Origin of the sequence: Burkholderia sp. WSM2232, assembly GCF_000472545.1 — a bacterium.
In the GTDB taxonomy this organism is placed as follows: domain Bacteria; phylum Pseudomonadota; class Gammaproteobacteria; order Burkholderiales; family Burkholderiaceae; genus Paraburkholderia.
The window spans coordinates 51,949-76,521 of sequence record NZ_AWZV01000027.1 but is presented as its reverse complement, the minus strand read 5'-3'; the positions used below and the strand labels follow the sequence as shown (position 1 = coordinate 76,521).

Annotated in this window: 23 protein-coding genes; 13 read left to right on the top strand and 10 right to left on the bottom strand. The window is 62.2% G+C overall.

The annotated features are described in order from the left end of the window. Window positions 1–5 precede the first annotated feature (5 nt). Genes F757_RS0123160 through F757_RS0123140 form a run of 5 tightly spaced genes read left to right on the top strand, consistent with a single transcriptional unit; the run spans window position 6 to window position 5,491 of the window. The gene (locus F757_RS0123160) at window positions 6–605 is read left to right on the top strand and encodes a MarR family winged helix-turn-helix transcriptional regulator (RefSeq protein ID WP_027213472.1); all 600 of its coding nucleotides are present in this window, start codon (window positions 6–8) and stop codon (window positions 603–605) included. Continuing rightward, entirely contained in the window at window positions 602–2,704 is a 2,103-nt protein-coding gene (locus tag F757_RS0123155) for an FUSC family protein (RefSeq protein ID WP_027213471.1), read from the top strand. The genes F757_RS0123160 and F757_RS0123155 overlap by 4 nt, the downstream gene beginning before the upstream one ends. A 33-nt stretch (window positions 2,705–2,737) precedes the next feature. Further along, the gene (locus tag F757_RS0123150; protein WP_013341883.1) at window positions 2,738–2,947 is read left to right on the top strand and encodes a DUF1656 domain-containing protein; all 210 of its coding nucleotides are present in this window, start codon (window positions 2,738–2,740) and stop codon (window positions 2,945–2,947) included. 7 nt (window positions 2,948–2,954) lie between these two features. Next, on the top strand, window positions 2,955–3,983 hold the full coding sequence (locus tag F757_RS0123145) for an efflux RND transporter periplasmic adaptor subunit (RefSeq protein WP_027213470.1): 1,029 nt from the start codon (window positions 2,955–2,957) through the stop codon (window positions 3,981–3,983). Beyond that, complete coding sequence (locus F757_RS0123140) at window positions 3,980–5,491, top strand: efflux transporter outer membrane subunit (RefSeq protein ID WP_027213469.1); 1,512 nt, start codon at window positions 3,980–3,982, stop codon at window positions 5,489–5,491. The genes F757_RS0123145 and F757_RS0123140 overlap by 4 nt, the downstream gene beginning before the upstream one ends. A gap of 224 nt (window positions 5,492–5,715) precedes the next feature. Here the strand turns inward: F757_RS0123140 and F757_RS0123130 are convergent, their stop codons facing one another. The 6 genes from F757_RS0123130 to xylA all read right to left on the bottom strand — a co-directional run bounded on the left by F757_RS0123130 (window position 5,716) and on the right by xylA (window position 14,019). Beyond that, window positions 5,716–6,174, bottom strand: coding sequence for a (2Fe-2S)-binding protein (locus F757_RS0123130; RefSeq protein ID WP_027213468.1), 459 nt, complete (start codon window positions 6,172–6,174; stop codon window positions 5,716–5,718). 14 nt (window positions 6,175–6,188) lie between these two features. Further along, window positions 6,189–8,456 (bottom strand): xanthine dehydrogenase family protein molybdopterin-binding subunit, encoded by a 2,268-nt coding sequence (locus F757_RS0123125; RefSeq protein WP_198021431.1) that lies wholly within the window; start codon window positions 8,454–8,456, stop codon window positions 6,189–6,191. Window positions 8,457–8,684: 228 nt separating this feature from the next. Further along, window positions 8,685–9,884: a sugar ABC transporter permease gene (locus F757_RS0123120; protein ID WP_027213466.1), complete on the bottom strand. Its 1,200-nt coding sequence runs from the start codon at window positions 9,882–9,884 to the stop codon at window positions 8,685–8,687. Further along, window positions 9,881–11,440: a D-xylose ABC transporter ATP-binding protein gene (gene xylG / locus F757_RS0123115; RefSeq protein WP_027213465.1), complete on the bottom strand. Its 1,560-nt coding sequence runs from the start codon at window positions 11,438–11,440 to the stop codon at window positions 9,881–9,883. Before xylG ends, F757_RS0123120 begins: the two co-directional genes overlap by 4 nt. A gap of 79 nt (window positions 11,441–11,519) precedes the next feature. After that, window positions 11,520–12,548, bottom strand: a complete 1,029-nt coding sequence (gene xylF, locus F757_RS0123110; protein ID WP_027213464.1) for a D-xylose ABC transporter substrate-binding protein — start codon at window positions 12,546–12,548, stop codon at window positions 11,520–11,522. 148 nt (window positions 12,549–12,696) lie between these two features. After that, window positions 12,697–14,019, bottom strand: a complete 1,323-nt coding sequence (gene xylA / locus F757_RS0123105; RefSeq protein WP_027213463.1) for a xylose isomerase — start codon at window positions 14,017–14,019, stop codon at window positions 12,697–12,699. Window positions 14,020–14,285: 266 nt separating this feature from the next. Between xylA and F757_RS0123100 the strand changes: the two genes are divergently transcribed. The 4 genes from F757_RS0123100 (at window position 14,286) to F757_RS0123085 (ending at window position 17,628) form a co-directional block, all read left to right on the top strand. Then, on the top strand, window positions 14,286–15,509 hold the full coding sequence (locus F757_RS0123100; protein ID WP_027213462.1) for a XylR family transcriptional regulator: 1,224 nt from the start codon (window positions 14,286–14,288) through the stop codon (window positions 15,507–15,509). A 34-nt stretch (window positions 15,510–15,543) separates the two neighbouring features. Further along, complete coding sequence (locus F757_RS0123095; protein WP_027213461.1) at window positions 15,544–16,617, top strand: aldose epimerase family protein; 1,074 nt, start codon at window positions 15,544–15,546, stop codon at window positions 16,615–16,617. 173 nt (window positions 16,618–16,790) lie between these two features. Continuing rightward, the gene (locus F757_RS0123090; protein ID WP_027213460.1) at window positions 16,791–17,084 is read left to right on the top strand and encodes a DUF4148 domain-containing protein; all 294 of its coding nucleotides are present in this window, start codon (window positions 16,791–16,793) and stop codon (window positions 17,082–17,084) included. A 163-nt stretch (window positions 17,085–17,247) separates the two neighbouring features. Then, the gene (locus F757_RS0123085; protein WP_027213459.1) at window positions 17,248–17,628 is read left to right on the top strand and encodes a hypothetical protein; all 381 of its coding nucleotides are present in this window, start codon (window positions 17,248–17,250) and stop codon (window positions 17,626–17,628) included. A 155-nt stretch (window positions 17,629–17,783) separates the two neighbouring features. On the opposite strand, the gene F757_RS0123080 is transcribed toward F757_RS0123085, so the two are convergent. Continuing rightward, window positions 17,784–18,233, bottom strand: coding sequence for a hypothetical protein (locus F757_RS0123080; RefSeq protein ID WP_027213458.1), 450 nt, complete (start codon window positions 18,231–18,233; stop codon window positions 17,784–17,786). Window positions 18,234–18,617: 384 nt separating this feature from the next. Between F757_RS0123080 and F757_RS0123075 the strand changes: the two genes are divergently transcribed. Next, window positions 18,618–19,250, top strand: coding sequence for a helix-turn-helix domain-containing protein (locus F757_RS0123075; protein WP_027213457.1), 633 nt, complete (start codon window positions 18,618–18,620; stop codon window positions 19,248–19,250). Window positions 19,251–19,263: 13 nt separating this feature from the next. On the opposite strand, the gene F757_RS0123070 is transcribed toward F757_RS0123075, so the two are convergent. Beyond that, window positions 19,264–20,385 (bottom strand): 4-hydroxyphenylpyruvate dioxygenase family protein, encoded by a 1,122-nt coding sequence (locus F757_RS0123070; RefSeq protein ID WP_027213456.1) that lies wholly within the window; start codon window positions 20,383–20,385, stop codon window positions 19,264–19,266. Here F757_RS0123070 and F757_RS36865 point away from each other — a divergent pair. Further along, window positions 20,384–20,512, top strand: a complete 129-nt coding sequence (locus F757_RS36865) for a hypothetical protein (RefSeq protein ID WP_269660712.1) — start codon at window positions 20,384–20,386, stop codon at window positions 20,510–20,512. The two genes, F757_RS0123070 and F757_RS36865, sit on opposite strands and share 2 nt — an antisense overlap. A 147-nt stretch (window positions 20,513–20,659) precedes the next feature. Here the strand turns inward: F757_RS36865 and pcaQ are convergent, their stop codons facing one another. Then, window positions 20,660–21,658 carry a pca operon transcription factor PcaQ gene (pcaQ, locus tag F757_RS0123060; protein ID WP_027213455.1) on the bottom strand — a complete coding sequence of 333 codons (999 nt, stop codon included), beginning with the start codon at window positions 21,656–21,658 and terminating at the stop codon, window positions 20,660–20,662. 107 nt (window positions 21,659–21,765) lie between these two features. On the opposite strand from pcaQ, the gene pcaH reads away from it, so the two are divergent. Both pcaH and pcaG read left to right on the top strand, forming a co-directional pair. Beyond that, entirely contained in the window at window positions 21,766–22,470 is a 705-nt protein-coding gene (gene pcaH / locus F757_RS0123055) for a protocatechuate 3,4-dioxygenase subunit beta (RefSeq protein WP_027213454.1), read from the top strand. A gap of 3 nt (window positions 22,471–22,473) precedes the next feature. Continuing rightward, window positions 22,474–23,061 carry a protocatechuate 3,4-dioxygenase subunit alpha gene (gene pcaG, locus F757_RS0123050; protein ID WP_027213453.1) on the top strand — a complete coding sequence of 196 codons (588 nt, stop codon included), beginning with the start codon at window positions 22,474–22,476 and terminating at the stop codon, window positions 23,059–23,061. Window positions 23,062–23,199: 138 nt separating this feature from the next. Here pcaG and F757_RS0123045 read toward each other — a convergent pair whose 3' ends face one another. Further along, a complete protein-coding gene (locus F757_RS0123045) occupies window positions 23,200–24,447 on the bottom strand; it encodes a serine hydrolase (RefSeq protein WP_027213452.1) in 1,248 nt (415 codons plus the stop codon). Window positions 24,448–24,573 lie beyond the last annotated feature (126 nt).

The following is a 24,573-nucleotide window of genomic DNA, read 5'->3' as shown; positions in this document are numbered from 1 at the left end:
CGGCCATGACGAATCTCGACGCCCTACGCCGTAAAGTGAGCGGCACGCTCGTGATCGCTGCCCGCAAGTGGCGGCGCACGAGTCATGGCGTGCTGTCCGCGTTCAACGTGTCGGAGGCGTGCGCCACCCCGCTCCTTACCGCGAGCCGGCTCGGCGAGGCGGTTCGTCAGGTCACGCTGGCCGACTACATCGGCATTGAAGGGCCATCGCTCGTGCGTCTGCTCGATCAACTCTGCGCGGCGGGCCTGATGCGCCGCGACGAGGACCCCGCGGACCGGCGTGCCAAAACCGTGGTACTGACCCAGCAAGGCCGCTTTGTGACGCAACAGATGGAAGACGAACTCGTCACACTGCGCGCGCAGGCTCTGAAAGGCATTTCGCGCAGCGACCTGGAAGCCACGCTGCGCGTGCTGAGCGCGTTCACCGCCAGTTCCCCTGAAGAATCGCAAACCGCCGACGCTGCTAACGTCGCGAAGGCCGCGCGGGCCGCTAAGGCCACGAACGCCGCGACTGCAACACCAACGGCAACATCCGCGAAGCCGGTCAAGGCCCCACGCGCGAAGCCGCGTCGGGCAGCGCTCAAGGCACGGCATAGCGCGCGATGATCTACCCTTCCGTTCGCGACTGGCTCTTCTCGGTCAAGACCTTTGCCGCTGCAATGATCGCGCTGTACATCGGCCTCGCGCTCGAACTGCCGCGGCCGTACTGGGCCATGGCGACGGTGTACATCGTGTCGAACCCGTTCGTTGGCGCGACGCGCTCAAAGGCGATTTATCGCGCGCTCGGCACGGTGCTGGGCGCGTCGGGGGCTGTGCTGCTCGTGCCGCCGTTCGTCGAATCGCCGTATCTGTTCAGTGTGGTCCTCGCGCTGTGGGTCGGCACGCTGCTGTTTCTCGCCATCTCGGACCGTACCGCACGCAGCTACGTGTTTCTGCTCGCGAGCTATACGATGCCGATCATTGCATTGCCCGCCGTCACCAATCCGGCAGGCGTGTTCGATCTCGCCGTGAGCCGCACCGAAGAGATCACGCTCGGCATTGTGTGCGCAAGCATAGTAGGCAGCGTGGTGTTTCCAAGCCGGCTTGCGCCCACCATCATCGAGCGCACCGATGCATGGTTTCGCGACGCCGCGTTCTACGCGACCGAAACGCTGTCGGGACGCATCGCGGGCGCGGCGATTTCCGGTGCGCGCCAGCGGCTCGCAGCCACCATCAACGGTCTGGAATTGCTGCTGAGCCAGTTGGCGTACGACCACACGCGCCCCGACCTTTTGACACGCGCGCATGAACTTCGCGGACGCATGCAGTTGCTGTTGCCGCTCATGTCCGCGCTTGCCGATCCGCTCATTGCGCTCTACAACAGCGGCAGCCACAAGTGGCCAGAAGGGCTTGAAGCGCTGCTCGCCGATATCGTCAGATGGTTCAATGCGCCGCTGCCGGCGGCGAGCGCGGGCTATCATCCGGACCCGGCCGCAGACACGCTGCGCAAGCGCATTGCCGCGATGCAGCCGCCACCCGCCGCGCTCACGACATGGGAAGGCGTGTTGCTTTCGAGCGGACTGTGGCGCATGAAGCAGGTGATAGACGTGTGGCAGGACTGCCGCTCCCTGCGCATCATCATCACGCGTGAAGAAGGCTTCTGGCGGCCGCGTTTTCGCCATTGGCGGCTTGGCGGCACCGAACGTTTCTTCGACCGCGGCATGATGTTGTTCTCCACCGGCTCGACCGCGGCGGCCGTGATTCTGGCGTGCAGCCTGTGGATCGCCTCGGGCTGGGCGGACGGCGCAAGCGCCGTGACGCTCGCGGCGGTCGCCTGCTGTTTCTTCGCCGCGCTCGACGAACCCGCGCCAATGGTGTTCCGCTTCTTTGTCGCAACGGCAATCAGCGTGGTGGCGGCAGGCGTGTATCTGTTCGCCGTATTGCCGCACGTGCATGACTTTGCGATGCTGGTGATTCTGTTTGCCGTGCCGTTCATTCTGGTCGGCACGTTGATTCCGCGCCCGCAGTTCAATATGGTCACGGTGCTTGTCGCCGTCAATACTGCCACGTTCATCAGCATTCAGGATGCGTACGACGCCAACTTTCTGACCTTCCTGAACAGCAATCTGGCGGGCCTTGCCGGGCTCCTGTATGCGTATCTGTGGACTCGCGCGGCGCGCCCGTTCGGCGCCGAGCTAGCGGCCGCCCGGCTATTGCGCTCGAGTTGGACCGACGTCGCGTTAACCGCGTCCACGCGGCCTATTGAAGACCCGCGCAATCACGCGGCGCGCATGCTGGACCGCCTGATGCAGCTGATCCCGCGGCTCGGCGCGACCGACGACCATCGCCATCCTTCCATCGAGAGTTTTCGCGACCTGCGCATCGCCTTCAATTCCATCGATCTGCGCCGTCTCACGCTCAAGCTCGGCGGCGAGGCGCCGGCTGCGATCGAACAGGTGCTCGACGGCGTGCATGCCTACTACGAGAACTGCGTGAACCGTCGCGCGCGCGAGCCGGTGCCCGACAGCCTGATGTCGTCCATCGACTCGGCCGTCGCGCGCGTCACCTCAGAAGGGCTTGCCAATGCGGGGGCGGCCAGCCCGGCTTCGCAAAGCTCGGCACGCCACTTGCGCGACGCGCTGCATGCGCTGGTCGGCATGCGTCTATCGCTCTTTCCGGCCACGCTGCAAGCAGCCACGCCGCCCACACGCGACGCGAGTGCCTGATGCGCCGTTCAACACTTCTGCTCTGGTCCCGCGATGATCGGTGAAATAGACATCTTCGGCGTGTTCGTGCCGGCTGTGCTGGTGCTGATGCTGGTCGCCTATCTGATCAATCTCGCGATTCGCACGGTGCTCGCGCGCGTCGGCTTTTACCGCTTCGTATGGCATCGCTCCATTTTCGACCTCGGCATCTACGTGCTGGTGCTGGGCCTTGTCGTCGTCGTTTCGCACAGACTCGTTTCGTGAAATCAACGTGAAAAAAACATGGTTCTCCGTGGGTCGGATCCTGCTGACCCTGATCGTCGTCGTGGCCGCCGCGCTCGTGCTGTGGAAGCTGATCGGCTACTACATGTTCGCGCCCTGGACTCGCGACGGACACGTACGCGCCGACGTAATCCAGGTCGCGCCCGACGTGTCGGGGCTAATTTCCTCGGTTCAGGTGGTGGACAACCAGCAGGTCAGGCAAGGCCAAGTGCTGTTCGTCATCGATCAGGCACGTTATGCGCTCGCGCTGCGTCAGGCACAGGCCACTGCCCAGCAACGCCGTGCCACGCTCGACCAGGCGCGCCGCGAAGATGCGCGCAATCGCAAGCTCGGCAACCTGGTGGCGGCCGAAGTGGCGGAAGAAAGCCGCTCGCGCGTCGACCAGGCGGAGGCGGCACTTGCCGACGCGAACGTTGCGATCGACACGGCGAAGCTGAACCTGCAACGCGCGACCATCGTGAGCCCGGTCGACGGTTACCTGAACGACCGCGCGCCGCGTGCGGGCGAATTCGTCGCGGCCGGACGCGCGGTGCTTTCGGTCGTGGATATGCATTCGTTCCGCGTAGACGGCTACTTCGAGGAAACCAAGCTTGGCGGCATAGACATCGGGCAACCTGTCGACATCAGCGTGATGGGCGAGCCGCGCGTGCTGCGTGGCCATGTGCAAAGCATCGTTGCCGGTATCGAGGACCGCGACCGCACGCAGGGCACCAATCTGCTGCCGAACGTGAATCCGGCCTTTAGCTGGGTGCGGCTCGCACAACGCATTCCGGTGCGCGTCGCGCTGGACGAAGTGCCCGCGGATTTCCGCATGATTGCAGGGCGCACTGCAACGGTGTCGGTGCGCGATGCGGGCCATGCACACGCTTCGCATGTGGCTGCGGCTTCGGGGGCCACGAGTGCGCCCGCTGCTTCGGGGGCTTCGGGAATTTCGAGTCCCGCGGCTGCTTCGCCCGCTTCTGGCGCCCTGGCTTCGCAGTCTGCGTCGGCTGCCATCGCTTCAGGCGCCTCGCAATGAAAGTGCTGCGTTCCGTGCCGTCCCCGCTGCTTTCCCGCGCGCTCGCGCTGCTGCCGCTTGCCGCGTTGCTCAACGGCTGCATGAACGTCGGGCCGAACTATTCGCTGCCGAAAGACGCGCTCGTCAATGCGCCGCTCGCCAATGCGCCCATCGAAGGCGCCGACGCGGCGCTCACCTCGCGCGCCGACGTGCCCGCCGTCTGGTGGAAGCTGTACGACGATCCGGTGCTGAACCGTCTGGTCGACGAAGCACTGCAATCCAACACGGACTTGCGCGTGGCCGCCGCAAATCTCGCGCGCTCGCGCGAGGCGCTCGGCGTCGCGCAGGCGCAAGGCGGATTTTCGGGAAAGGCGTCAGCGGCCTTCCAGCGCGCGCAGGAATCGGCAGAACAGTACTTGCTGACCGAGAAACTGCCGGTCGTGAACGAAGGCGATGTCGGCATCAGCGTCGCGTACGAGATCGACCTGTTCGGCAAGCTGCGGCGCGGCGTGGAAGCAGCGCAAGCCGATGCCGAAGCCGTGCAGGCCGCGGGCGATCTCGCGCGAATCACGGTGGTCGCAGACGTGGTGCGTGCCTACGTCGAGCAATGCTCGGCGGCCGAGGAACTGAACATCGCGCAGCAATCGCTCGCGTTGCAAAGGCAGCGGGTTGACGTATCGCGCCGTCTGCGCGACGCGGGCCGCGGCAATCAGACGGAGGTCACACGCGGGCAAACGCAGGTCGATACGCTGTCCGCGGATATTCCGCGATACACGGCGCGTCGCAAGATCGCGCAATACAGGCTCGCGGCACTGCTTGCGCGAGCGCCGTCCGACTTGCCGCCCGCCGTTCTCGCTTGCGAAAGGCTGCCGCAGATTCGCCAGCCGATTCCCGTCGGCGACGGCGCCGCGCTGCTCAAACGCCGGCCGGACGTGCGCGAGGCCGAGCGTCAACTGGCGGCATCCACGGCACGCATCGGGGTGGCGACCGGCGCGCTGTATCCCACCGTGAGCATCGGCGCATCGGCGGGTTTGACGGGCGTTCTCGAAGATCTCGGCACCTCGCCCACCGCGCGCTGGGGCTTCGGTCCGCTGATCAGCTGGACATTTCCGGCGAACGGCGCGCGCGGCCGCGTGCGCGAAGCGCAGGCGTCGAGCCAGGTCGCGCTGGCCCGCTTCGACGGCGTCGTGCTGACCGCGTTGCGCGAAACCGAAACCAGTCTCGCGACTTATGCTTCCGACTATGCTCGCGCCGAGGCTCTGCGCGCTGCGCTGAAGTCCGCAACTCAATCCGCAGATGAAACCCACCGGCTATATCGCGCGGGCCGCGAGTCCTTCATTTCGGACCTGGACGCAACGCGCACGTTGACCTCGACCAAAGCACAGGTCGCCGCTGCCGCAGGTCAGGTGGCCATCGATCAGGTCAACCTCTTCCTCGCTCTGGGCGGCGGGTGGGAACAGGGCCGGCAACCCGCGGCTGCGGCTGCGGCTCCGGCTTCCGGGGTAGCTGTGCACACCACGGCGCCGTAGCCGGGTCACTCAATACTTACGTTTTATTTTTGACCAGCTTTCTTTTGCCTTTCATTTACGGTTAAATACCTGCCACCAACCACACGTACGAGGCCAAGGTATGTCGTCATTCATGAAAAGCGCAGCAGCATTGGGCGGATGCATCGGCATCTTCACGGCCGTGGTGGCCGTGCTCGAAATCCTCGCGGGCTAGGCGTCGGGCCCACGCAAAAAGCCGGCCCAGCTTATGTGGGCCGGCTTTTTGCCGCTTGATGGATCGCGGCGCGCACACGCGGATACGTGCCGCAACGGCAGACAATATTGCTCATCGCCGCGTCGATATCCGCATCCGTGGGACGCGGCTTCTGTTTCAGCAGGGCGCAGGCGGCCATCAGTTGCGCGCTTTGACAATAGCCGCATTGCACCACATCCAGATCGATCCACGCCGCCTTCAATGCTTGCGCTTCTACGCCTTGCAGTCCTTCTATCGTCGTGATCTTCTGTGTATTCACACTCGCCAGCGGCGTCTGACACGAGAGGCAAGGCTTGTCGTTCAGATGCACGGTGCAGGCGCCGCAAATGCCCACGCCGCAGCCGAATTTCGTTCCCGTCATGCCGAGTTCGCAGCGCAGCACCCACAATAGCGGCATCTCCGCTTCCGCTTGCACGGCTACCGCGCGTCCGTTGATATGTAGCGATCCCATGTGCGTCTCCGGCTTTATGTGAGTCTCAACGGCAGGTTGCGCAGGCGCCTGCCAGTGAGTGCGAACACCGCATTCGCGACAGCGGGTGCAACAGGCGGCACGCCGGGCTCGCCAACTCCTTGCGGATGCAACTGACTCGGCATGATGTCGACTTCGATAAGCGGGCAGTCGTTGATCCGCACCACCGGAAAGTCGACAAAGTTCTTCTGCTCGACCTGGCCGTTCACAATCGTTATTTCTTCCTGCAATGCGGCAGAAAGGCCGAATACGATTGCGCTCTCCATCTGCTGACGAATCAGATTCGGGTTCACCGGCAAGCCGCAATCGATCACACATATCACGCGGTGCACGCGAATCCGTCTGTCGGGCCCAATCGATACTTCCGCGACTTGCGCCACGACGCTGCCAAACGCCTCGTGCAGCGCGACGCCGCGCGCACGCGGCGCGCCGTCGGCGGCATGCGTCAACGGCTGCCGCCAGTCGGACAATGCCGCCGCTCGCTGCAACACAGCCAGATGCCGCGGATGCTCCACGAGCAGCGCGGCGCGAAATGCAACGGGGTCCTGATCGACGGCCGCGGCTAGTTCATCGGTAAAGCTCTCTGTAAAGAAGGCCTGATGCGAATGGCCGACCGAGCGCCAGAAGCCGACCGGCACCGGCAAATCGACAACCTTGTGCGCGACGCGCGCGGCCGGCCATTCGTACGGTTGGTCAAAGGCTCCCTCGGTCGTGGTCTTGTCGAGTGGAATGCGCGGCACGCCGTAATAGCGCGCGAGCACTTCGGGCACGATTGCCTGACTCGCAGACGCGCTGTGCCATGCAACCAGTTTGCCGTGACTGTCGAAGCCCGCCTTCAATCGCGACACGCATGCCGGCCGATAGAAATCGTGCGTGAAATCCTGCGCACGTGACCATAGCGTTTGCACAGGACGGCCGCCCGCCTCCTGCGCGGTCACCGCAGCCTGCGCGATGTAGTCCAGTTCAAGGCGCCGGCCGAACGCACCGCCCAGTAACTGCGCGTGCACATGCACCTTGTCGTCGTCGATATGCAGCACTTTGGCGACGTGATGCCGCGCAAGCGCGGGCACTTGTGTCGACACCCAAACGGTGGCCATGCCTTCGGCAACCTGCACGGTGCAGTTCAGCGGCTCGACTGCGCCATGCGCAAGATACGGCGCGTGATATTCGGCAGCGACGGTGCGCGCGGCACCGCTCAGCGCGTCGTTGACGTCGCCGCGACGGTAGTACGCGTGACCGTCTCCGTCGTCGAGTGCAAGCACGAGGCGGCGCTCCACTTCCGCGCTCGAAAGCGAAGCCGCGGCACCGTGCTTCCATGTGACCTTGAGCGCTTCGACGGCCTTCATCGCGCGAAACGGGTTGTCCGCGATCACTGCGACGCCGCCCGTGCCGCCCGCATAAGGCGCGAAGGCAAGCGCCTTGACGAAGCCACGCAATTTCTGCGCTGCTGTCTCATCAAAACTTGCGACACTGCCGCCGAGCGTCGGGCACATCACCACGCTCGCGTAGAGCAGACCGTCCGGCAACGCGTCGATGCCGAAACGCGCGGTACCGTTGATTTTCGAGGCAGCCTCGATGCGCCGCAGCGGTTTGCCGATCAGCGTGAAACTGGCGGGATCTTTCAACGCGACCTTGCGGGGTAGCGCCTGCTGAGCGGCAGTCGACGACAACTCGCCAAAGCTTGCCTTATGCCCCGCTGGATGCATTACGTAGCCGTTTTGCGCAGCACATTCGCCGGGCGGCACGTGCCACTGCGCGGCTGCAGCAGCGATCAGCATGGCGCGCGCGGAGGCGCCGGCTTCGCGCATGGGTGTCCAAAGGTCATTGATACTGGAGGAGCCGCCGGTCATCATCGTGCCGGCTTCGCGCACCACTTTGCGCGTGTACCAGACAATCGCGCGCTTCGTCATGCTGTCGTGGTCGGGACGAAACGGCAGATCGTCAATCACGTTCTGCACGCTGTTGTAGATGTTGTCGATTGGCGCATCCTCGACACGCACGCGCGACCAGTCGGCGTCGAGTTCTTCGGCAAGCAGCATTGCAAGGCCCGTGTGAACGCCCTGCCCCATTTCCGCCTTGCACATCATGATGGTGACGCTGTTGTCGGCGGCGATCTTGACCCAGCCGTTCAGCGCGCTTTGCGTGCCCTGGATGGGCAACGGCGCCTCCGTAGTGAGGCGCTGCCGCGCGGGCAGCACCGACCAGCCCACCAGCAACGCACCCACTGCGCCTGCGCCGCCGATGAGGAAGGTTCTGCGCTTCATGATCATGGCCCGTCTGCTAGCCTGCCGGTAACCCGCTGCAAGGCGCGGTTCGCACCCTGCGCTCTCACGCAATATTAGTAAGACGGAGAAACGGGCGCGGACTTAAATTGGCCAGATCGAGCCGCATTCGCGTGGCATGGGCATGTCAGCCGTTCAGGGCCTTTTGCTCCAACGCCGTGGGGCGCTTCATTAATTGTCCTGAGTGAACCGCCGCTTGACTTTACAACCTCACCGCCGGTTCGACCCGGACACGACGTCGATCCATACCGCCAATACGAGAATGCCGCCCTTCACGATCATTTGCCAATAAGCATCCACGTCGAGCATCGACATGCCGTTGTCGAGGCTCGCCATGACAAGCGCGCCGATCAACGCACCGTAGACCGTGCCCGAGCCGCCGCGCATCGAGGTTCCGCCGATGAAGCACGCAGCGATCGCGTCGAGTTCGCCCATCGAGCCCGCCGACGGCGATCCCGCAGCGAGCCGCGCCGTGTTCACGATGCCGGCGAATGCGCACATCAATCCCATCAGCGCAAAGATAGCGAGTTTCACGCGATCCGTATTGACGCCAGAAAGGCGCGTCGCTTCGAGGTTGGAACCGACCGCGTAGATGCGGCGCCCGAACACCGTCTGCGTGGCGATCCACGTAAAAATGCCGAGCAGCGCGAGCAGCAGCAGAACAGGCACTGGAATCCCGCCGTAACGGTCCAGCGTCGCAACAAAGCCCGCGAGAATAGCACCCGCGCCGACTACCTTCGCGACGTCCTGCCAGATGGGCACCACGCTCAACTGATACCGCTCGCGGTTGCGGCGCTGACGTACCGTCAGGAACGCTAGCAGCAGAAACAGCACGACCGCTAGCGTATCGCCGGCTAGTCGCGGCAGATAACCCTGCCCGACGAACACGAAGCTGTCGGAGACCGGCGCGATGGTCGAGCCACCGGTCACGCCAAGCAGAATGCCGCGATACGCAAGCATGCCGCCCAGGCCCACAATGAACGAAGGCACACGTCGGTAAGTCGACCACCATCCGTTGAAAACGCCGACGAGCACACCCAGCAGCATCACCACCGGCAGTGTCACGCCTATTGGCCAATGGCGGTTCACGTCGAGTATGGCCGCTACACCGCCGAGCAAACCAAGCAGCGATCCGACCGACAGATCGATCTCGCCCGCGATGATGACAAACACCATGCCGCACGCGAGCATGCCGGTAATCGACATTTGCCGCAGCAGATTCGACAGATTGCGCGGCGTCACGAATGCGCCATGCGTGAGCACTGAAAAGAAAATCCAGATTGCGGCCACGGCAATCAGCAACGCGAGAATCTTGTAGCGCGCGAACAGTTGCTGAATGCGCAAGGTGCCGCCGAATGCGCCTCGTGGCGCGGTATCGTCGGCGCGTTGGGAAGTAACGTCGGGCGTCATGCTGCACTCGCTGCGGTTGGGTTCGGGACTCGCTGCACGGGACGGATCGCGGCGCTGAGAATGTCTTCCTGCGTAAGGCCTTCGTTGACGAAATCGCCGCGCAGTTCGCCCTCGCCGATCACCAGCACGCGATCGCTGATGCCGAGCACTTCCGGCAATTCGGACGACACCATCACGACTGACATGCCGCGCTGCGCCAGCTGAAAAATGAGTTTGTAGATTTCGAACTTTGCACCGACGTCGACGCCGCGTGTGGGCTCGTCGAGAATCAGCACTTTCGGATCGGTCAGCAGCATGCGCGTGAGCACGGCCTTCTGCTGGTTGCCGCCGGAAAGACTCGCGATCGACAACAACGGATGAGCCGCGCGCACGGAAAGTCGCTTCATTTCGGTGTGAATCGTATCGAGCTCGGCTGCGGAATCGATACGGCCACCCGACGCAAAGCGCTCCAGCACCGCGAGCGTAATGTTGTGACCCACGCTCAGGCCGGGTACGATGCCGTGGCGTTTGCGATCTTCCGGCACCATGCCGATGCCTGCGCGAATCGCGTCGATAGGCGCACGAATCTTCACGGGCTTGCCTTCCATTACGACCGTCGCTTCGCTTGCGCCAGGATATGCGCCGAAAATCGCCTGCATCAATTCCGTGCGGCCGGCGCCGACAAGACCCGCCACGCCGAGAATTTCGCCCCGCCGCAATGTGAACGACACGTCGTTCACGCGTTTGCGGCGTGGATTCGTCACGTCGAAGCAGGTCACGTTACGCGCTTCGAAAATGACTTCGCCGACAGGATGTGGCTCGCGCGGGAACAGGTTCTTGATCTCACGCCCCACCATCAACGAAATGATGCGATCTGTCGTGAGCGTGTGCATAGGCTCCGTGGCGACATGGCGTCCGTCGCGTATCACGCTGATCGTGTCGCAAACCGCGGCCACTTCGTCGAGCTTGTGCGAGATGTACACGCAGGCCACGCCGCGCCGTTTGAGGTCGCGCACAAGGTCCAGCAAGATGGCGATCTCCGCCGACGTGAGCGACGACGAGGGCTCATCGAGAATCAGCAGCTTCGCGCGTTTGTTGAGCGCCTTAGCAATTTCAATCAGCTGCTGATGCCCGCCGCCATAGTTCATCACCGGCTGCGCGGCGTTGATTCCGCTAATGCCGAGTTCGCGCAGCAGTTCGTCGGCACGTTGATACATTGCGGCGTAGTTCATGCGGCCGCCGGGCAGCGTGATTTCGTTGCCGAGAAAGATGTTCTCCGCCACCGACAATTCCGGCACCAGCATGAGTTCCTGGTGAATGATGATAATGCCGGCGCGCTCGGTGTCGCGTATGCTCGCCGCTCTCAGCGGCTTGCCTTCCCAGGTTATTTCGCCTTCCCAGGTACCGTGCGGATAAACGCCGGAGAGTACTTTCATCAGCGTGGATTTGCCCGCGCCGTTTTCTCCGCACAAGCCAACGCACTCGCCGGGCGCGACCGTGAGGTCGATACCGTCGAGTGCCTTCACGCCTGAAAATGCCTTGACGATGCCGCGCATCGTCAGTAACGGTTGCGTCATTCGCTATGCCTCGCTGCAAGGCGTGCGACCGCGCCGGTACGCTATGACCGTACCGGCGGGAGCCGCGCGCACGTTACGGTCATTGGCTCGCGAGCTGGGCCTGGGTGTAGAAGCCATCCTTGACGACCACGTCGACGTTGCTTTTTGTCAGCAACGTGGGCTGCAGCAGCACCGTATCGACTTTCTTCTTGCCGTTGTCGTACTGTGCATTGAAGGCTGGCTTTTCGCCCTTCGCCAATGCAACGGAAAGCTTGGCGGCCTCGCCCGCGATCAGCTTCAGCGGCTTGTACACCGTCATGGTTTGCGTGCCCGCGATCAGGCGCTTGACTGCTGCGAGGTCCGCGTCCTGGCCTGATACCGGCACCTTGCCTGCCATATGCTGGGCGGCGAGCGCCTGGATTGCACCACCAGCCGTGCCGTCGTTCGAAGCGACGATTGCGTCGATCTTGTTGTTGTTCGCGGTCAGCGCATCTTCCACTATGCGCAGCGCCGTGGACGCGCTCCACTCCGGCACCCACTGCTGGCCCACTACCTTGATATCGCCTTTGTCGATAGCGGGCTTCAGCACCTTCAACTGTCCTTCGCGCAACATCTTCGCGTTGTTGTCAGTCGGCGCGCCGCCAAGCAGAAAGTAGTTGCCCTTCGGCTTCGCCTGAAACACGCCTTGCGCCTGCAATTCGCCGACCTTTTCGTTGTCGAACGAGATATAGGCGTCCACGTCGGCATCCAGAATCAGGCGGTCATACGAAACCACCTTGATGCCCGCTTTTCTGGCTTCCGCCACCACGTTGCCCAGTGTCTTCGAATTGAATGGCACGATCACGATTACATCGACGCCGCGCGAAATCAGGTTCTCGATTTGCGAAATTTGCCGCGCCTCGCTGGCATCCGCGGATTGCACGGATACCTTCGCGCCGAGCTTTTCGGCAGCGGCGACGAAATAGTCGCGATCGCGCGACCAGCGCTCGACCCTCAGGTCGTCGATACAAAAGCCGATCTCGGGGTGATCCTTACTCGCGTGCGCAAGCGGCGCGACAAGCGACAGGCTGGCCAGCACTGCTCCACATACGAGCGAACTCAGTACAGTACGACGCGTTGCGAACTTCATCTCTGTCTCCTTCGTCTGATAGCCGGAATACCGGATTGGACGGCCCGCGCTGCGAGACGCAGGTCCGGACAAGCGACAACCCAAAGCTTCTTTTTGTTTTTTGCGCGAGATGTACTCGCGCGCCTCTCTCCGATTGCAACGATGCTCTCTAACGTCCGCTATAAATGGCCTGATTGACGATGTTTTCCATACGCTCCTGCTGGCCGCTCTTATGCTGCGGATTCAGATCGCGCGACACTGCTTCGGCGGCAAGCGTCGACAACGAATAGTCGCCGGAAAGAATCTTGCGGCCAAAGTCTGCGTCCCAGCCCGCGTAACGCTGACGCCTGAACTGGTCAAGACGGTCGTTCCCGATCAGCACAGCCGCCCGTTCAAGCGCGAGCGCCAGATTATCTATCGCGCCGATGTGGCCATGAAACAGGTCTTCCGCATCCACGCTTTGCCGGCGCACCTTCGAGTCGAAATTCATGCCGCCTGTCGTGAAGCCGCCGTGCCGCAGGATCTCATAGAAGGCAAGCGTGAGTTCTTCCACACTATTTGGGAATTGATCCGTGTCCCAGCCGTTTTGCGGATCGCCGCGATTCGCGTCCACGCTGCCGAAAATGCCGAGCGCATAGGCCGTTGCGATTTCATGGTGAAACGAGTGGCCGGCAAGCGTCGCATGATTGGCCTCGATATTCACGCGAATTTCTTTCTCGAGCCCGTATTGCAGCAAGAAGCCGTGCACGGTCGCCACATCGTGATCGTATTGATGCTTGGTCGGCTCCTGCGGTTTAGGCTCGATCAACAGAGCGCCTTTGAAGCCGATTTTGTGTGCATGCTCGACCACCATATGCAGAAAGCGCGCGAGTTGATCACGTTCGCGCACGAGGTCGGTGTTGAGCAGTGTGTCGTAGCCTTCGCGCCCGCCCCACAACACATAGTTTTCGCCGCCGAGCCGCTGCGTTGCATCGAGAGCATGGCGTACCTGCGTCGCGGCAAAAGCGAAGATCTCAGGGTCGGGACTCGTGGCCGCGCCAGCCGCATAGCGCGGGTGCGAAAACAGATTCGCCGTACCCCACAGCAGTTTGATGCCCGTGTCCTGCTGCTTGCGCTCGAGGTAGTCCACTATGCGGGAGAAGTTCTCGCTGTATTCGTTCAGGTTTGCGCCTTCCGGCGCGACATCGGTATCATGAAAGGTGTAGTACGGCGTGCCCAGCTTCGAGAAGAACTCGAATGCGGCGTCCGCTTTCAGGTGCGCCATTTCCATTGTGTCGCCTGGCTGCTGCCAGGGGCGCCTGAACGTGCCCTGCCCGAAAATGTCCACACCGGGCCATACGAAGGTATGCCAGTAGCACACCGCAATGCGCAGATGTTCTTCGAGCGTTTTGCCGAGTACCTTTTTGTTCTTGTCATAGTGACGGTACGCAAGCGGGTTGTCCGATTGCGGGCCTTCGTAACGGATCTCGGGAATGTGTTCGAAGTAGGACATCAGCGTCTCCTTCCCATCTAAAGGGATTATGTTGCACCGCAACCCGCGCGACGAGGCCGGGCCGGTCGATAAGGTGACGCCATGCTGCCGCTTGCGCAGGGCATCGGCAATTGCGAAATTGCGCAGTACGCTTGATGTTTCTTACCGCCTGCTATTTTGTTTTGCACCGGCGCGCGTTTCGCGGCCTAGAATAACTGGACGCTTAAAAACAGGGACCAAGGAGACAAGGCACTGTGGGTTTTGTGATCCGCATGCCGCCCACCGCCATGACCCGTCCGCAAACACCACAGACCACGCATCGCATAGCGCTGCTGTTCAACGCGAACAAGGTCTACGACCGCGAGATCATTACCGGCATTGGCAACTATCTGCTGTCCACGCGCGCGGCCTGGGACCTCTTTCTAGAGGAAGATTTCCGCTGCCGCCTGACCGGCATCGAGCGCTTTGACGGCGACGGCATCATTGCCGATTTCGACGATCCGGCGGTGAGCGAAGCACTGCGCGATTGCCCTTTGCCGGTTGTCGCAGTGGGCTCGTCATTCGAGGACCCGGCGCAATATCCTCCGGACTTACCCTATATCGCTACCGATAACGGCAAGCTGGTCTCGCTCGCCTATACGCATCTGATCGGCGCGGGACTCGAACACTTCGCGCTATATAGCCTGCCGCAAGCAGAAGAAAACCGCTGGGCACAGCAGCGTGAACTGGCATTCGCTCACCTGCGGCATGCAGACGGCTACAGTGCAGAGCAGATTCGCAGCGAGATTTATCGTGGCCTGTCCACCAGCGCGCCTTCATGGAACCAGGCGACGGAACAGCTCACGGCGTGGCTGCGCGAGTTGCCCAAACCGGTCGGCATCATTGCAGTGACCGACGCGCGTGCGCGGCATCTGCTGCAAGCGTGTCTGATTGCGGGCATTCCAGTGCCGGAGGAAGTGGCGATTATCGGCATCGACAACGACCCGCTCACGCGCACGCTGACACGCATTCCACTTTCTTCGGTTATTCAGGGCACCGAGGAAATGGGCCGTACCGCCGCTCACCTGTTGCATCAGATGCTGCGCGGGGCACGCTTTCCGGGGCGGCGCATTCTCGTGCCGCCGGTGGGTATCAACGTGCTCGAATCGACGAAACACCAACCGCTAGCGAGTCCCTATGTAATGCGCGCGCGGCATTTCATTCGCCAGTATGCGTGCCAGGGCATTCGCACGGAACAGGTTGCGGACTATGTGGGCGTGTCGCGCTCATCGCTTGAAGAGTACTTCCGGCGCGAGAGGAAGTGCACGGTGCACCAGGAAATCTTGCGCCACAAACTCGATGTCGCCAAAGCACTCCTCGCTAAGGGGGACGCGTCGAGTGCTGAAGTGGCGATACGTTGCGGCTTCACTTCGCTTCAATACATGTACGCGGTGTTTCGCCGCGAGCTTGGATGCACGCCGCGCGAGTATCAGGAGCGCGCGAAGTCCACTGAGGCTTCGACGCCGGGCTGAGCATGCCTTTACTCATTTATTTCCTATCGACGACATGATCAGCATCGCACAACTTTCTTCCGAATCATGGGGCACGCTCAACGGCACAGACCCGGTGTCGCTCTTCACGCTGCGCAACGCACACGGCATGAAGGTGGCAATCAGCGATCTGGGCGCGACGCTCGTTTCGTGGCATGCGCCGGATCGCGCGGGGCGTCTTGGCGATATTCTGCTCGGCCACGATACGCCGGCTCAATACGTTGCGGCCACAACTTATATGGGCGGTCTGATTGGCCGCTGGGCCAACCGCATTGCCGATGCGCGCTTTACGCTCGACGGCATCCAGTACACGCTCGATCGCAATGAAGGCACGAGGCTGCTGCATGGCGGAAGCGTCGGCTTTCATCGCATGCTGTGGGACGTGAGCGAAGACAATGGGTCATTGCTCATGCGACTGGAGTCGCCCGAAGGCGACGCCGGCTTTCCGGGCAATGTGACCACTCAAGTGCGTTATACGCTCGACGACGACGGCACGTTGACGATCGAGTATGAAGCCGTTTCCGACGCCGCCACGCCGCTCAATCTCACCAGTCACGGTTATTTCAATCTGACGGGGCGGCCGGGCACGGATATCCGCGGGCACATGCTGTCGATCGACGCGGACCAGTTCTACGAAATCGACGCAGCCATGATCCCATGCGGACTCGCGGACGTGGCGGGCAACGCGTTCGACTTCCGCCAGAGCGCGCCGATCGGCGCGCGGCTCGACTGGCCGCACGCGCAGCTCGTGCAGGCTGGCGGATTCGACCACTGCTATGTCTTACGCGATGCAGCGGGCGGCGCCGGCAAGGTGCGCGAAGTCGCCTGTCTTTACGATCCGGGCAGCGGCCGCGAGATGACCGTCTCGACCGATCAGCGTGGCTTGCAGTTTTACAGCGGCAACTGGTTGGAAGGCGAAGCAGGACGCGGCGGAATGCTTTATCACGCGCATGCCGCGCTCTGTCTCGAAGCGGGCGGTTTTCCAAATCAGGTGAATATGCCCGCCGAGCGCGAAGAACTCATTCTGCGGCCTGGCGACACGTACCGCCAGGTCACCGCGTATCGCGTGGGCGTGCGCGAGGGGATTTGACAAAGAGCATTCATTGTTTACGCGCGTCATTACAGCACGCCGACTTATCGATTGCTGCAAGAGTGAATTCCCGTATCGGGGGTTTTCCCTGGCAAAACCGCTTCCTACAATCCGCGCATGGTGTCGACGCCCCGTTGCGGCACCTGACGACATCATCCCCGGAGGGAAGCACCATGAATACGCAGATCAAGGTCATTACGCTCTTCGTCGCCCTGGCCGCGCCAGTGGCATCGTTTGCGCAGTCCGAGCAGCCGCTGACGCGCGCCGAAGTCAAGGCACAGTTAAAGCAGATCCAACAGGCCGGATATAACCCGGCGATTGCCGTGGATGCGAACTATCCCGCCGATATTCAGGCGGCGGAAGCTCGCGTTGCTGCGCAGAATGCGATGGCTCAAAGCGAGACTACCGGCTATGGTTCGACAGCGACCGGAACGTCGCAAGCCGGGTCGGGCGCGACGGCTCAGTAATGGAGGGGCTTACCGTTCCTGGTAACGGCGGGTCTTACGGTCTCTTCGTTTGTTTGCTGTGCGTTGAAAAGTAGCGCCTGCAGACTGCGCTATTTGCACCAGTAAGCAAAAAGCACTTTCACTCCGTTCGATCTAAGATTGGTGCTCGGAAAAAGGAGCGCCTATGGGATCGACCGTCAAGAATTCATTGCTGTGGCTTTTCGATCCTCTCGAGGACGATTCCGGCTTCATGAGAAGACGCCTGTTCGGCTTCGAAGCCGCTTATGTGGATGGCCTGCTGTGCCTCGCGGTCAGCAACGGGGAAGAGCCGTGGAACGGACTGCTGGTGTGCACGTCGCGTGATCGGCACGCCGGTCTCATTGGCGAGTTGCCAGAGCTGACGCCGCATCCTGTACTGGGAAAATGGCTTTATCTGTCGCAGAAGCATGAAGAATTTGAAGCGATTGCAGGCGCGGTCGTGAAGCTGGTGAGCAACCGCGACTCGCGCGTGGGGGTAGAGCCCGGCGCGGGGAAGAAAAAAGGGAAAAAGGTGATGGGGAATTAGGCGCGGCACGGCTTGCCGCGCCGGCATGCGTCATGCAGCGTCAGCGGGCCGCGCCGCCTGCTAATGCCACGATACCCGATGCAGCAGAGAACACCGTTGCGAGCGGCATTGAGGAAAAAGAAGCTTTCGCTTTGCACGTCGCACCAGTCCGGCGCTCACCACGGCGCCCGCCTTTCGCTCTGGCTGAACCGGGCGACACGCAATTGAGCTTCATCCACAGCGAACACCGGCGCGCAAAGCAACTGTCGCTCGTGTAAATCGAAAATCGTGATAATCGCAAAACAGTCGTCAGCTTCGATAATCCAGGCATCACGACTGGCGCCAGAAGCTGCGGCATCCAGAATACGCTCGGCCTCGACAAAAACCTCGCGCTCAACCGTGCCAAAATCCGCCTCCCGGAGATACCAGGCAAGATAAAGCACCTCCGCGAGTTTAGCCAGCAAACTCCCGTTACCTTTGCCCGCTTTGAAAGCTGCCAATGCAAGATGCCAGCCGAGCGCCTGCTCGTGGGCATAGGCGGCCGTGTGCGGCAAGAGTTGCGCTTTGCCAAGCGGCTTTCTACGCGCCTGATTCCCCGATGGCCGTTTTTTCCGATTCTGCGACATGGAGCGATTTATGTTCTTGATGCCATTTTAGTTTCAGCATCGTAATGCATTGGAACAATAAATCAATTGCTACACGCCAGTTTTAACAATTAATCAATATGCGACCTGCATTGACATTTGAAAGTGGCGGTTTTATGTCACAGCGCGTTGCAAAGTCACGGTAAATGGTAAGCCGGCCAGACACGCGAATTACCGCGCGCCGCAGCGCGCACTCGTTTCCAATCAGAAAAGCTCCGTTCCTCGCCTGCGCAGGCGGGCGGCGGCAATAAACGCGCCCCCCGCGGAGTCGCCGCTGCAACCCGAATGTTATTATCGGAAACATTGAACATACCGCCATGCACCGCAACCAGGCGTGCAGTAACGCAGCGACCAATGCAGCAACCCATGGACACCAACACCACCAAGCCCGTCGAACCTTCCACCGCCGACCTCGGGCGGCGCGTGCGCGCGGCCCGTCAATCGCAGGACCTGACGCTCGAAACCGCAAGCCGTCTTTGCGGCGTCTCGCGCTCGACACTCTCCAAAGTCGAAAACGGCCTCATGTCCCCGACTTTCGACGTGCTGCAGAAAATCGTCCTCGGTCTGAAGATTGAAATCGGCGAGTTGTTCGGCTCGACGCCCAAGGTCAGCGCGAGCGGACGTCGCGCGTTGACGCGCAAAGGCGAAGGCCAGCGCCACGCCTATCGCGGCTATCAGATGGAATTGCTCGCGACCGATCTCGCGCACAAGGCAATGCTGCCGTTTCGCATCCGCATTTCGGCGCATACGCTCGACGCGTTCGACGACTGGGGCCGTCACGAAGGCGAAGAATTTCTGTACGTGATCAGCGGCAGCGTCTGCCTGTATTCGGAGCTGTATGCGCCGACGCATCTGACCGCGGGCGACAGCCTCTACTTCGACAGCCGCACCGGCCACGCGGCGGTATCGACAAGTGAAGAGGATGCCGAAGTATTATGGATGGCAACCAGTGCCGATATTCCTCAAACGCCGACCCGTGATGAATCTGCGGTGAAGTAGCGCGATTCGCGGGTCAGTCGCGCGCCTGTGCGAGTGCGCTCAGATTGCCTTCGCCGAACCCATGATGGCCCTGGCGCTGCACGATCTCGAAGAAAATCTCGCCGGCGCGACGGCGCACGAAAGTCTGAAAAAAAAGTTGCGGCACGCCGTCGGCGCCGATCTCGCCATCCACCAGAACATGCGTGGACTTCAGGCGCTGCACGTCCAGGCCATGCCCCGGCAAACGCGTGTTCAGCTGCTCGTAGTAGCGCGGCGGCGGCTCGACGAATTCCACGCCGTTTGCAAGCAACTGCTCGACGCAAGCAAAGATATCGTCCGTGGCGAGTGCAATGTGCTGGACGCCTTCGCCGGGATGATCAGGCAAATACTGGTGCATGAGATCTGTCCGCCGTGTGCCCTCTTCATACAGCGGAATGCGGATGGCGCCACAGGGCGACACCATCACGCGCGATTCGGCCGACACATGCCAGTTGGCGTGCAGCTCATGAATTTCGCGGAAATTCAGCAGGTCGCGGTAAAAATCGAGCCACTCCTGCATACGGCCCGCGCCCACCGTTTGCGTCAGATGATCCACGGCGACGAGGCCCGTACCCGCGTGGCTCAGATCAGCATGCGCAGTGTCAATGTGTATCGGACGGAAGTCGATGTCGAAGATGGAGATATCGCCCAGCCCGCCGCGCTGGCCGCCGCGCCCGCGCCAACGGTCGACAAAGTAGATGTGCGAGTCGCCAATGCCCTGAATCGCCGGAATCAGCAGTTCCCCCGCGCCGATTCTCTCGCCTTCGAACGCCCACGCGCCCAGTTCGATAGCGCGGTCGAAAGCGCGCTGCGCGTCGGCCACGCGAATACCAATTGCGCAAATGCCCGCGCCGTACTCCTCAGCGTAGCGGGCGGCAAACGAATCGGGCTCGGCATTGATCAGGAAATTCATTTCGCCCTGCCGGTACAGCGTGACATCCTTGCTGATGTGGCGCGCAATCGCTTTGAAGCCGAGCCGGGTGAAGGTGTCCCCAAGCGCCTGCGGATCGCGCGAGGCGAACTCCACGAATTCCAGGCCGGCTGTGCCGAGCGGATTGTGCTCAGGCGCCGACACAGCGCGAAGCGCGGCTTCTGGAGTGGGCAAGTCGCTGGGCATGGCAATCTCCTTGTACTGTCTTTCGATGCTGATTCGCTTGTTGCGGATCGCGGTGCCAATCATGTTGCCAACCGCGCTGCGGACTGTGCTGCTCGACGCGCAGTTCGACACCGCCCGCGCGATGTGACGCAAGCTCGTGCGGGAAGCAGCCGCTTTCGCACCGTGTTTTTACACCGGCTCGCGCCAGCTTCGCAACATCATTTTGTACTGGATGGTTCACTACACGCACGATATGCGGTCGCGGCGCGGCCCGCAGCTGAGCGCAGCGACGCTGTCAGTTCGCCGGCGTCCGGCCACGCATGCGCTTGCGCGTTACCTTGCCAGCGGCCTTGCCGCCGCTTACCGCCATCCGCGCTTGCGCGACTTCCCGCACCGCGTCGATAAACGCTCGCCCCACCGGCGAAGGCTGGGTGTCGGAGCGCCGGATCAAGCCCACCGGTTCGTCCGTGCCCGCAAACGGCAGAGGCAAACGCACGAACATGCCGTGCGCCAGTTCGTACTCCACCGCGCTCAACGGCACAAACCACACGGCGTCGTTTTCGAGCGTCAACGCGCGCCCCGTCGATACCGACAACACTTCGACAAACGCGGCCAGCGGCAGCACGCCCCACGCACTCAGCAGACTGTCCGCTGACTGCCGGATCAGCGTGCCAAACGGCGGCAGCACCACCGGGAAGTCCTGCAATGCAGCGGACGGCAAACCCGACGTTACGTCGAGTGCATGCCCGGCTCGCACGACCGCCACCAGCGGCTCGCTGAACAACTGTTCGAAGCTGAGCCCGACCATTCGCTCGGGATCGGCTAGCCGCCCGATTGCGAATTCAATCGTGCCCGCTTTCAGACGCTCGAGCAATTCGGGATTTGCGCCCGTTGCCAGACGCACGATCACACGGGGCCAGAGCGACGCAAAACGCTTGAGGACGGGCGGCACCAACGCGCCGGCGACGGTCGGCAGAATGCCGATCTCGAGCGTGGCGGCGGCCGCGCCTTCTGCGCGTGCGAGCAGATCGACGCCCTGGCGCAAGGCACTGACGCAGGCACTGGCGTGCGGCATGAACAGTTGACCTTCGCGCGTCGGCACGGCTCCGTGACGGCCGCGCTCGAACAGTTTCACGCCGAGAATGCCCTCGAGTTCGGCCACTGTCTTCGAGACGGCGGGTTGCGTGATCGACAGGCTGCCAGCCGCCCGCTGAACGCTCCCGAATTGGGCGACGGCCAGAAAGCACTGAAGATGACGGAATTTGACGCGGCTATCCGCGAGGCTGCGTTGCATAACGGCAGGTTATATCAAAAACGCCAAAACGTCATTTTTCATAACCGGACAGTTTGGATAAAGTCACGCCATAACGCGGTATTCCACAATCCCCGAAGGAGACATCGATGGACGATTCCTTTCTCAGCGCGCGCGATTTCGCGTCGCATCCCGAGTACATCTCTCCCAGCTACGGTTCGTCGGTCAAACGCGGCCCGACGCGTCCGTTAATTCCGCTGAAGGAAAAGCTGCGCGACCAGCGCGTGCCCGTCTACGGCACCGAAGACCTCGGAGCACTCGACAACGACCTGACGCGCAACGCCGTTCGTAACGGCGAGCCGCTTGGCGAACGCATCATCGTGACGGGCCGTGTGCTCGACGAAGGCGGCCGCCCGGTGCGCAATACGCTCGTCGAAATCTGGCAGGCCAATGCCGCCGGCCGTTACGTGCACAAGGTCGATCAGCACGACGCGCCGCTCGACCCGAACTTCCTCGGCGCCGGCCGCTGCCTGACGGATAACGAAGGCCGCTACCGTTTCCTGACCATCAAGCCGGGCGCGTACCCTTGGGGTAACCATCCGAACGCGTGGCGTCCGAATCACATTCACTTCTCGCTGTTCGGCGAGCATTTCGGCTCGCGGCTCGTCACGCAAATGTACTTTCCCGGCGACCCGCTGCTGGCGTTCGATCCGATCTTCCAGGGCACGCCCGAACATGCGCGTGACCGGCTGATCGCGAACTTTTCGCTGGACACCACGCAAGAGTCCTACGCGCTCGGCTACGACTTCGACATCGTGCTGCGCGGCCGCAACGAAACCCCGATGGAGCGCTAAGCCATGACCACTCTCAAGCAAACGCCCTCGCAGACGGTTGGACCCTACTTCGCGTACGGCCTGTGCCCGCAGCAATACGACTTCGACTTCAAAAGCCTCTTTACACCCGTTCTCGCGGACCGCGAGGCGGCCGGCGAACACATTACGATTGTCGGCCAGGTATTCGACGGGGACGGCAACGCCATCGGCGACGCGATGCTGGAAATGTCGCAAGTGGACGCGAACGGCCACTATCCGGAATCGCGCGAGGAAATCCTGAAGACGGGCTTTCGCGGCTTTGCGCGCGTCGGCACGGGCACGGATCCGCACAAGCGCTTTGTTGTGGAAACGGTCAAGCCTGGCCGCACGAGTGCGGACGAGGCGCCGCATCTGAACGTGATCGTCACGATGCGGGGCATGCTGCTGCATACTTTCACGCGGATCTACTTCGAGGACGAAGCGCAAGCCAACCAGCGCGACCCGGTATTGGCGGCAGTTCCGGCCGATCGCCGCGACACGCTCATTGCGCGCCGCGATCCGAACACGGCCAACGTGTATCGCTTCGACATCTATATGCAAGGCGACAAGGAAACGGTGTTTTTCGACCTGTAACGCCGATTTCCCACACTTTCATCTAGCTTTCATCTACACTGAAGTCGATCCGTCCAGCGACTGGATCGCGAAACTCCAAGTAGTTGAGCCCGCCTTGCGCGGGCTTTTTTTCGCACTCGCTGCACCAGCGCACGGCCGTCACCTCAACGAGCAACGCAGCCAGCGGCGGATTCTGATTACATCCGCAAGATGATCGCGCGGCCCCGGCGCACCCAGCACGACAATGTCGACGGGTCGGCCGTGCACCATCATTCGCACGACAACGCAGTGCCCCGCTTCATTAATGAAGCCAGTTTTCTGCAACACGATGGAGCGGTCGCCCCCTCTCACGAGCGCATTCGAGTTGTGATAACTCAGGCTCGCGCGCGGGCCGCCGGGAGAAACCAGTTGAGCGCGATCTGTCGAATAGGCGCGAATCAGCGGATAGCGGCTCGCCGCCGCCACGAGCCGAGCGAGGTCGCGCGCCGTCGACACGTTGCGCGGCGACAGGCCGGTGCCGTTCACGAAGCGCGTATGGCGCATGCCGAGCGCGCGTGCCTTGGCATTCATCGCGGCCACGAAGCCTGGCCTGCCGCCGGTGTAATCGCGGCTCAACGCGGCAGCCGCGCGATTCTCCGACGACATCAGCGCAATGTGCAGCATGTCGTGGCGAGGCAGAACCGAACCCACACTCAGGCGCGATCCGGTGAACTTGTCGAAATCCTGATCCTGAACCGTGACGTTGAGTGGCGCATCGAGCGCGTGTTTGGCGTCGAGCGACACCACCGCCGTCATTAGTTTGGATATCGAAGCAATCGGCATCACCGTGTCGGCCTGTTTTTCGGTGAGCACGGTTTGCGTTCGCTCGTCGATCACAAACACCGAACGCGCGCGCAGCAATGCTCGCGACTTCGGCGTATAACCGCAGCGCGGCAACAGGCGAAGCCCCGCATGGGTCGCTTGCGCCCCGCGAGCCGACGTACGCGAGGCCGCTACAGGCTGCCGCTTCCGATGCACGGTCACGCCCGCCGGGCGCTTCGGGCCGCGTGGGTCGCGCGCAATGCGTGCGGCCTGGCGGCGCGATTTGGGCGCGAGCTTGCTTGCATGCAGCGGGCGCTCGGTGTCGGTGATGTGTTTGCGCTTGTGCGCGACACGCTGCCGCGCCTTGTGCCTCGCAACTTTCTTCGCCGCGCTCGCGGTCCGCGCTTTCGCCTTCGACGAATGCCGCGCCGGCGGCGACACATGACAGCTCTCGCGAACCGACGCTTGTCGGAGAGGCTCGTGAGCCGCCCCGAACGTCCAGCCGATGTTCAGCCACAACAGCGCGAACACGGCGGCATAGCGAAGCCACGCAGCAAAATGGGCAACAGGAAATGACGATGAGGGACTGACTCGACGGTACGGCATGCAGCTTCCAGTTCTGTGGCGCGCGCCTTCAATGCCGAAAAATGGAGGAGGTAAAACAGAGCGTGCGCGCCACCGGCAAAGAGCGCAGATGTTAATGGAGATCGCACACACGATCAACGGCGAAAG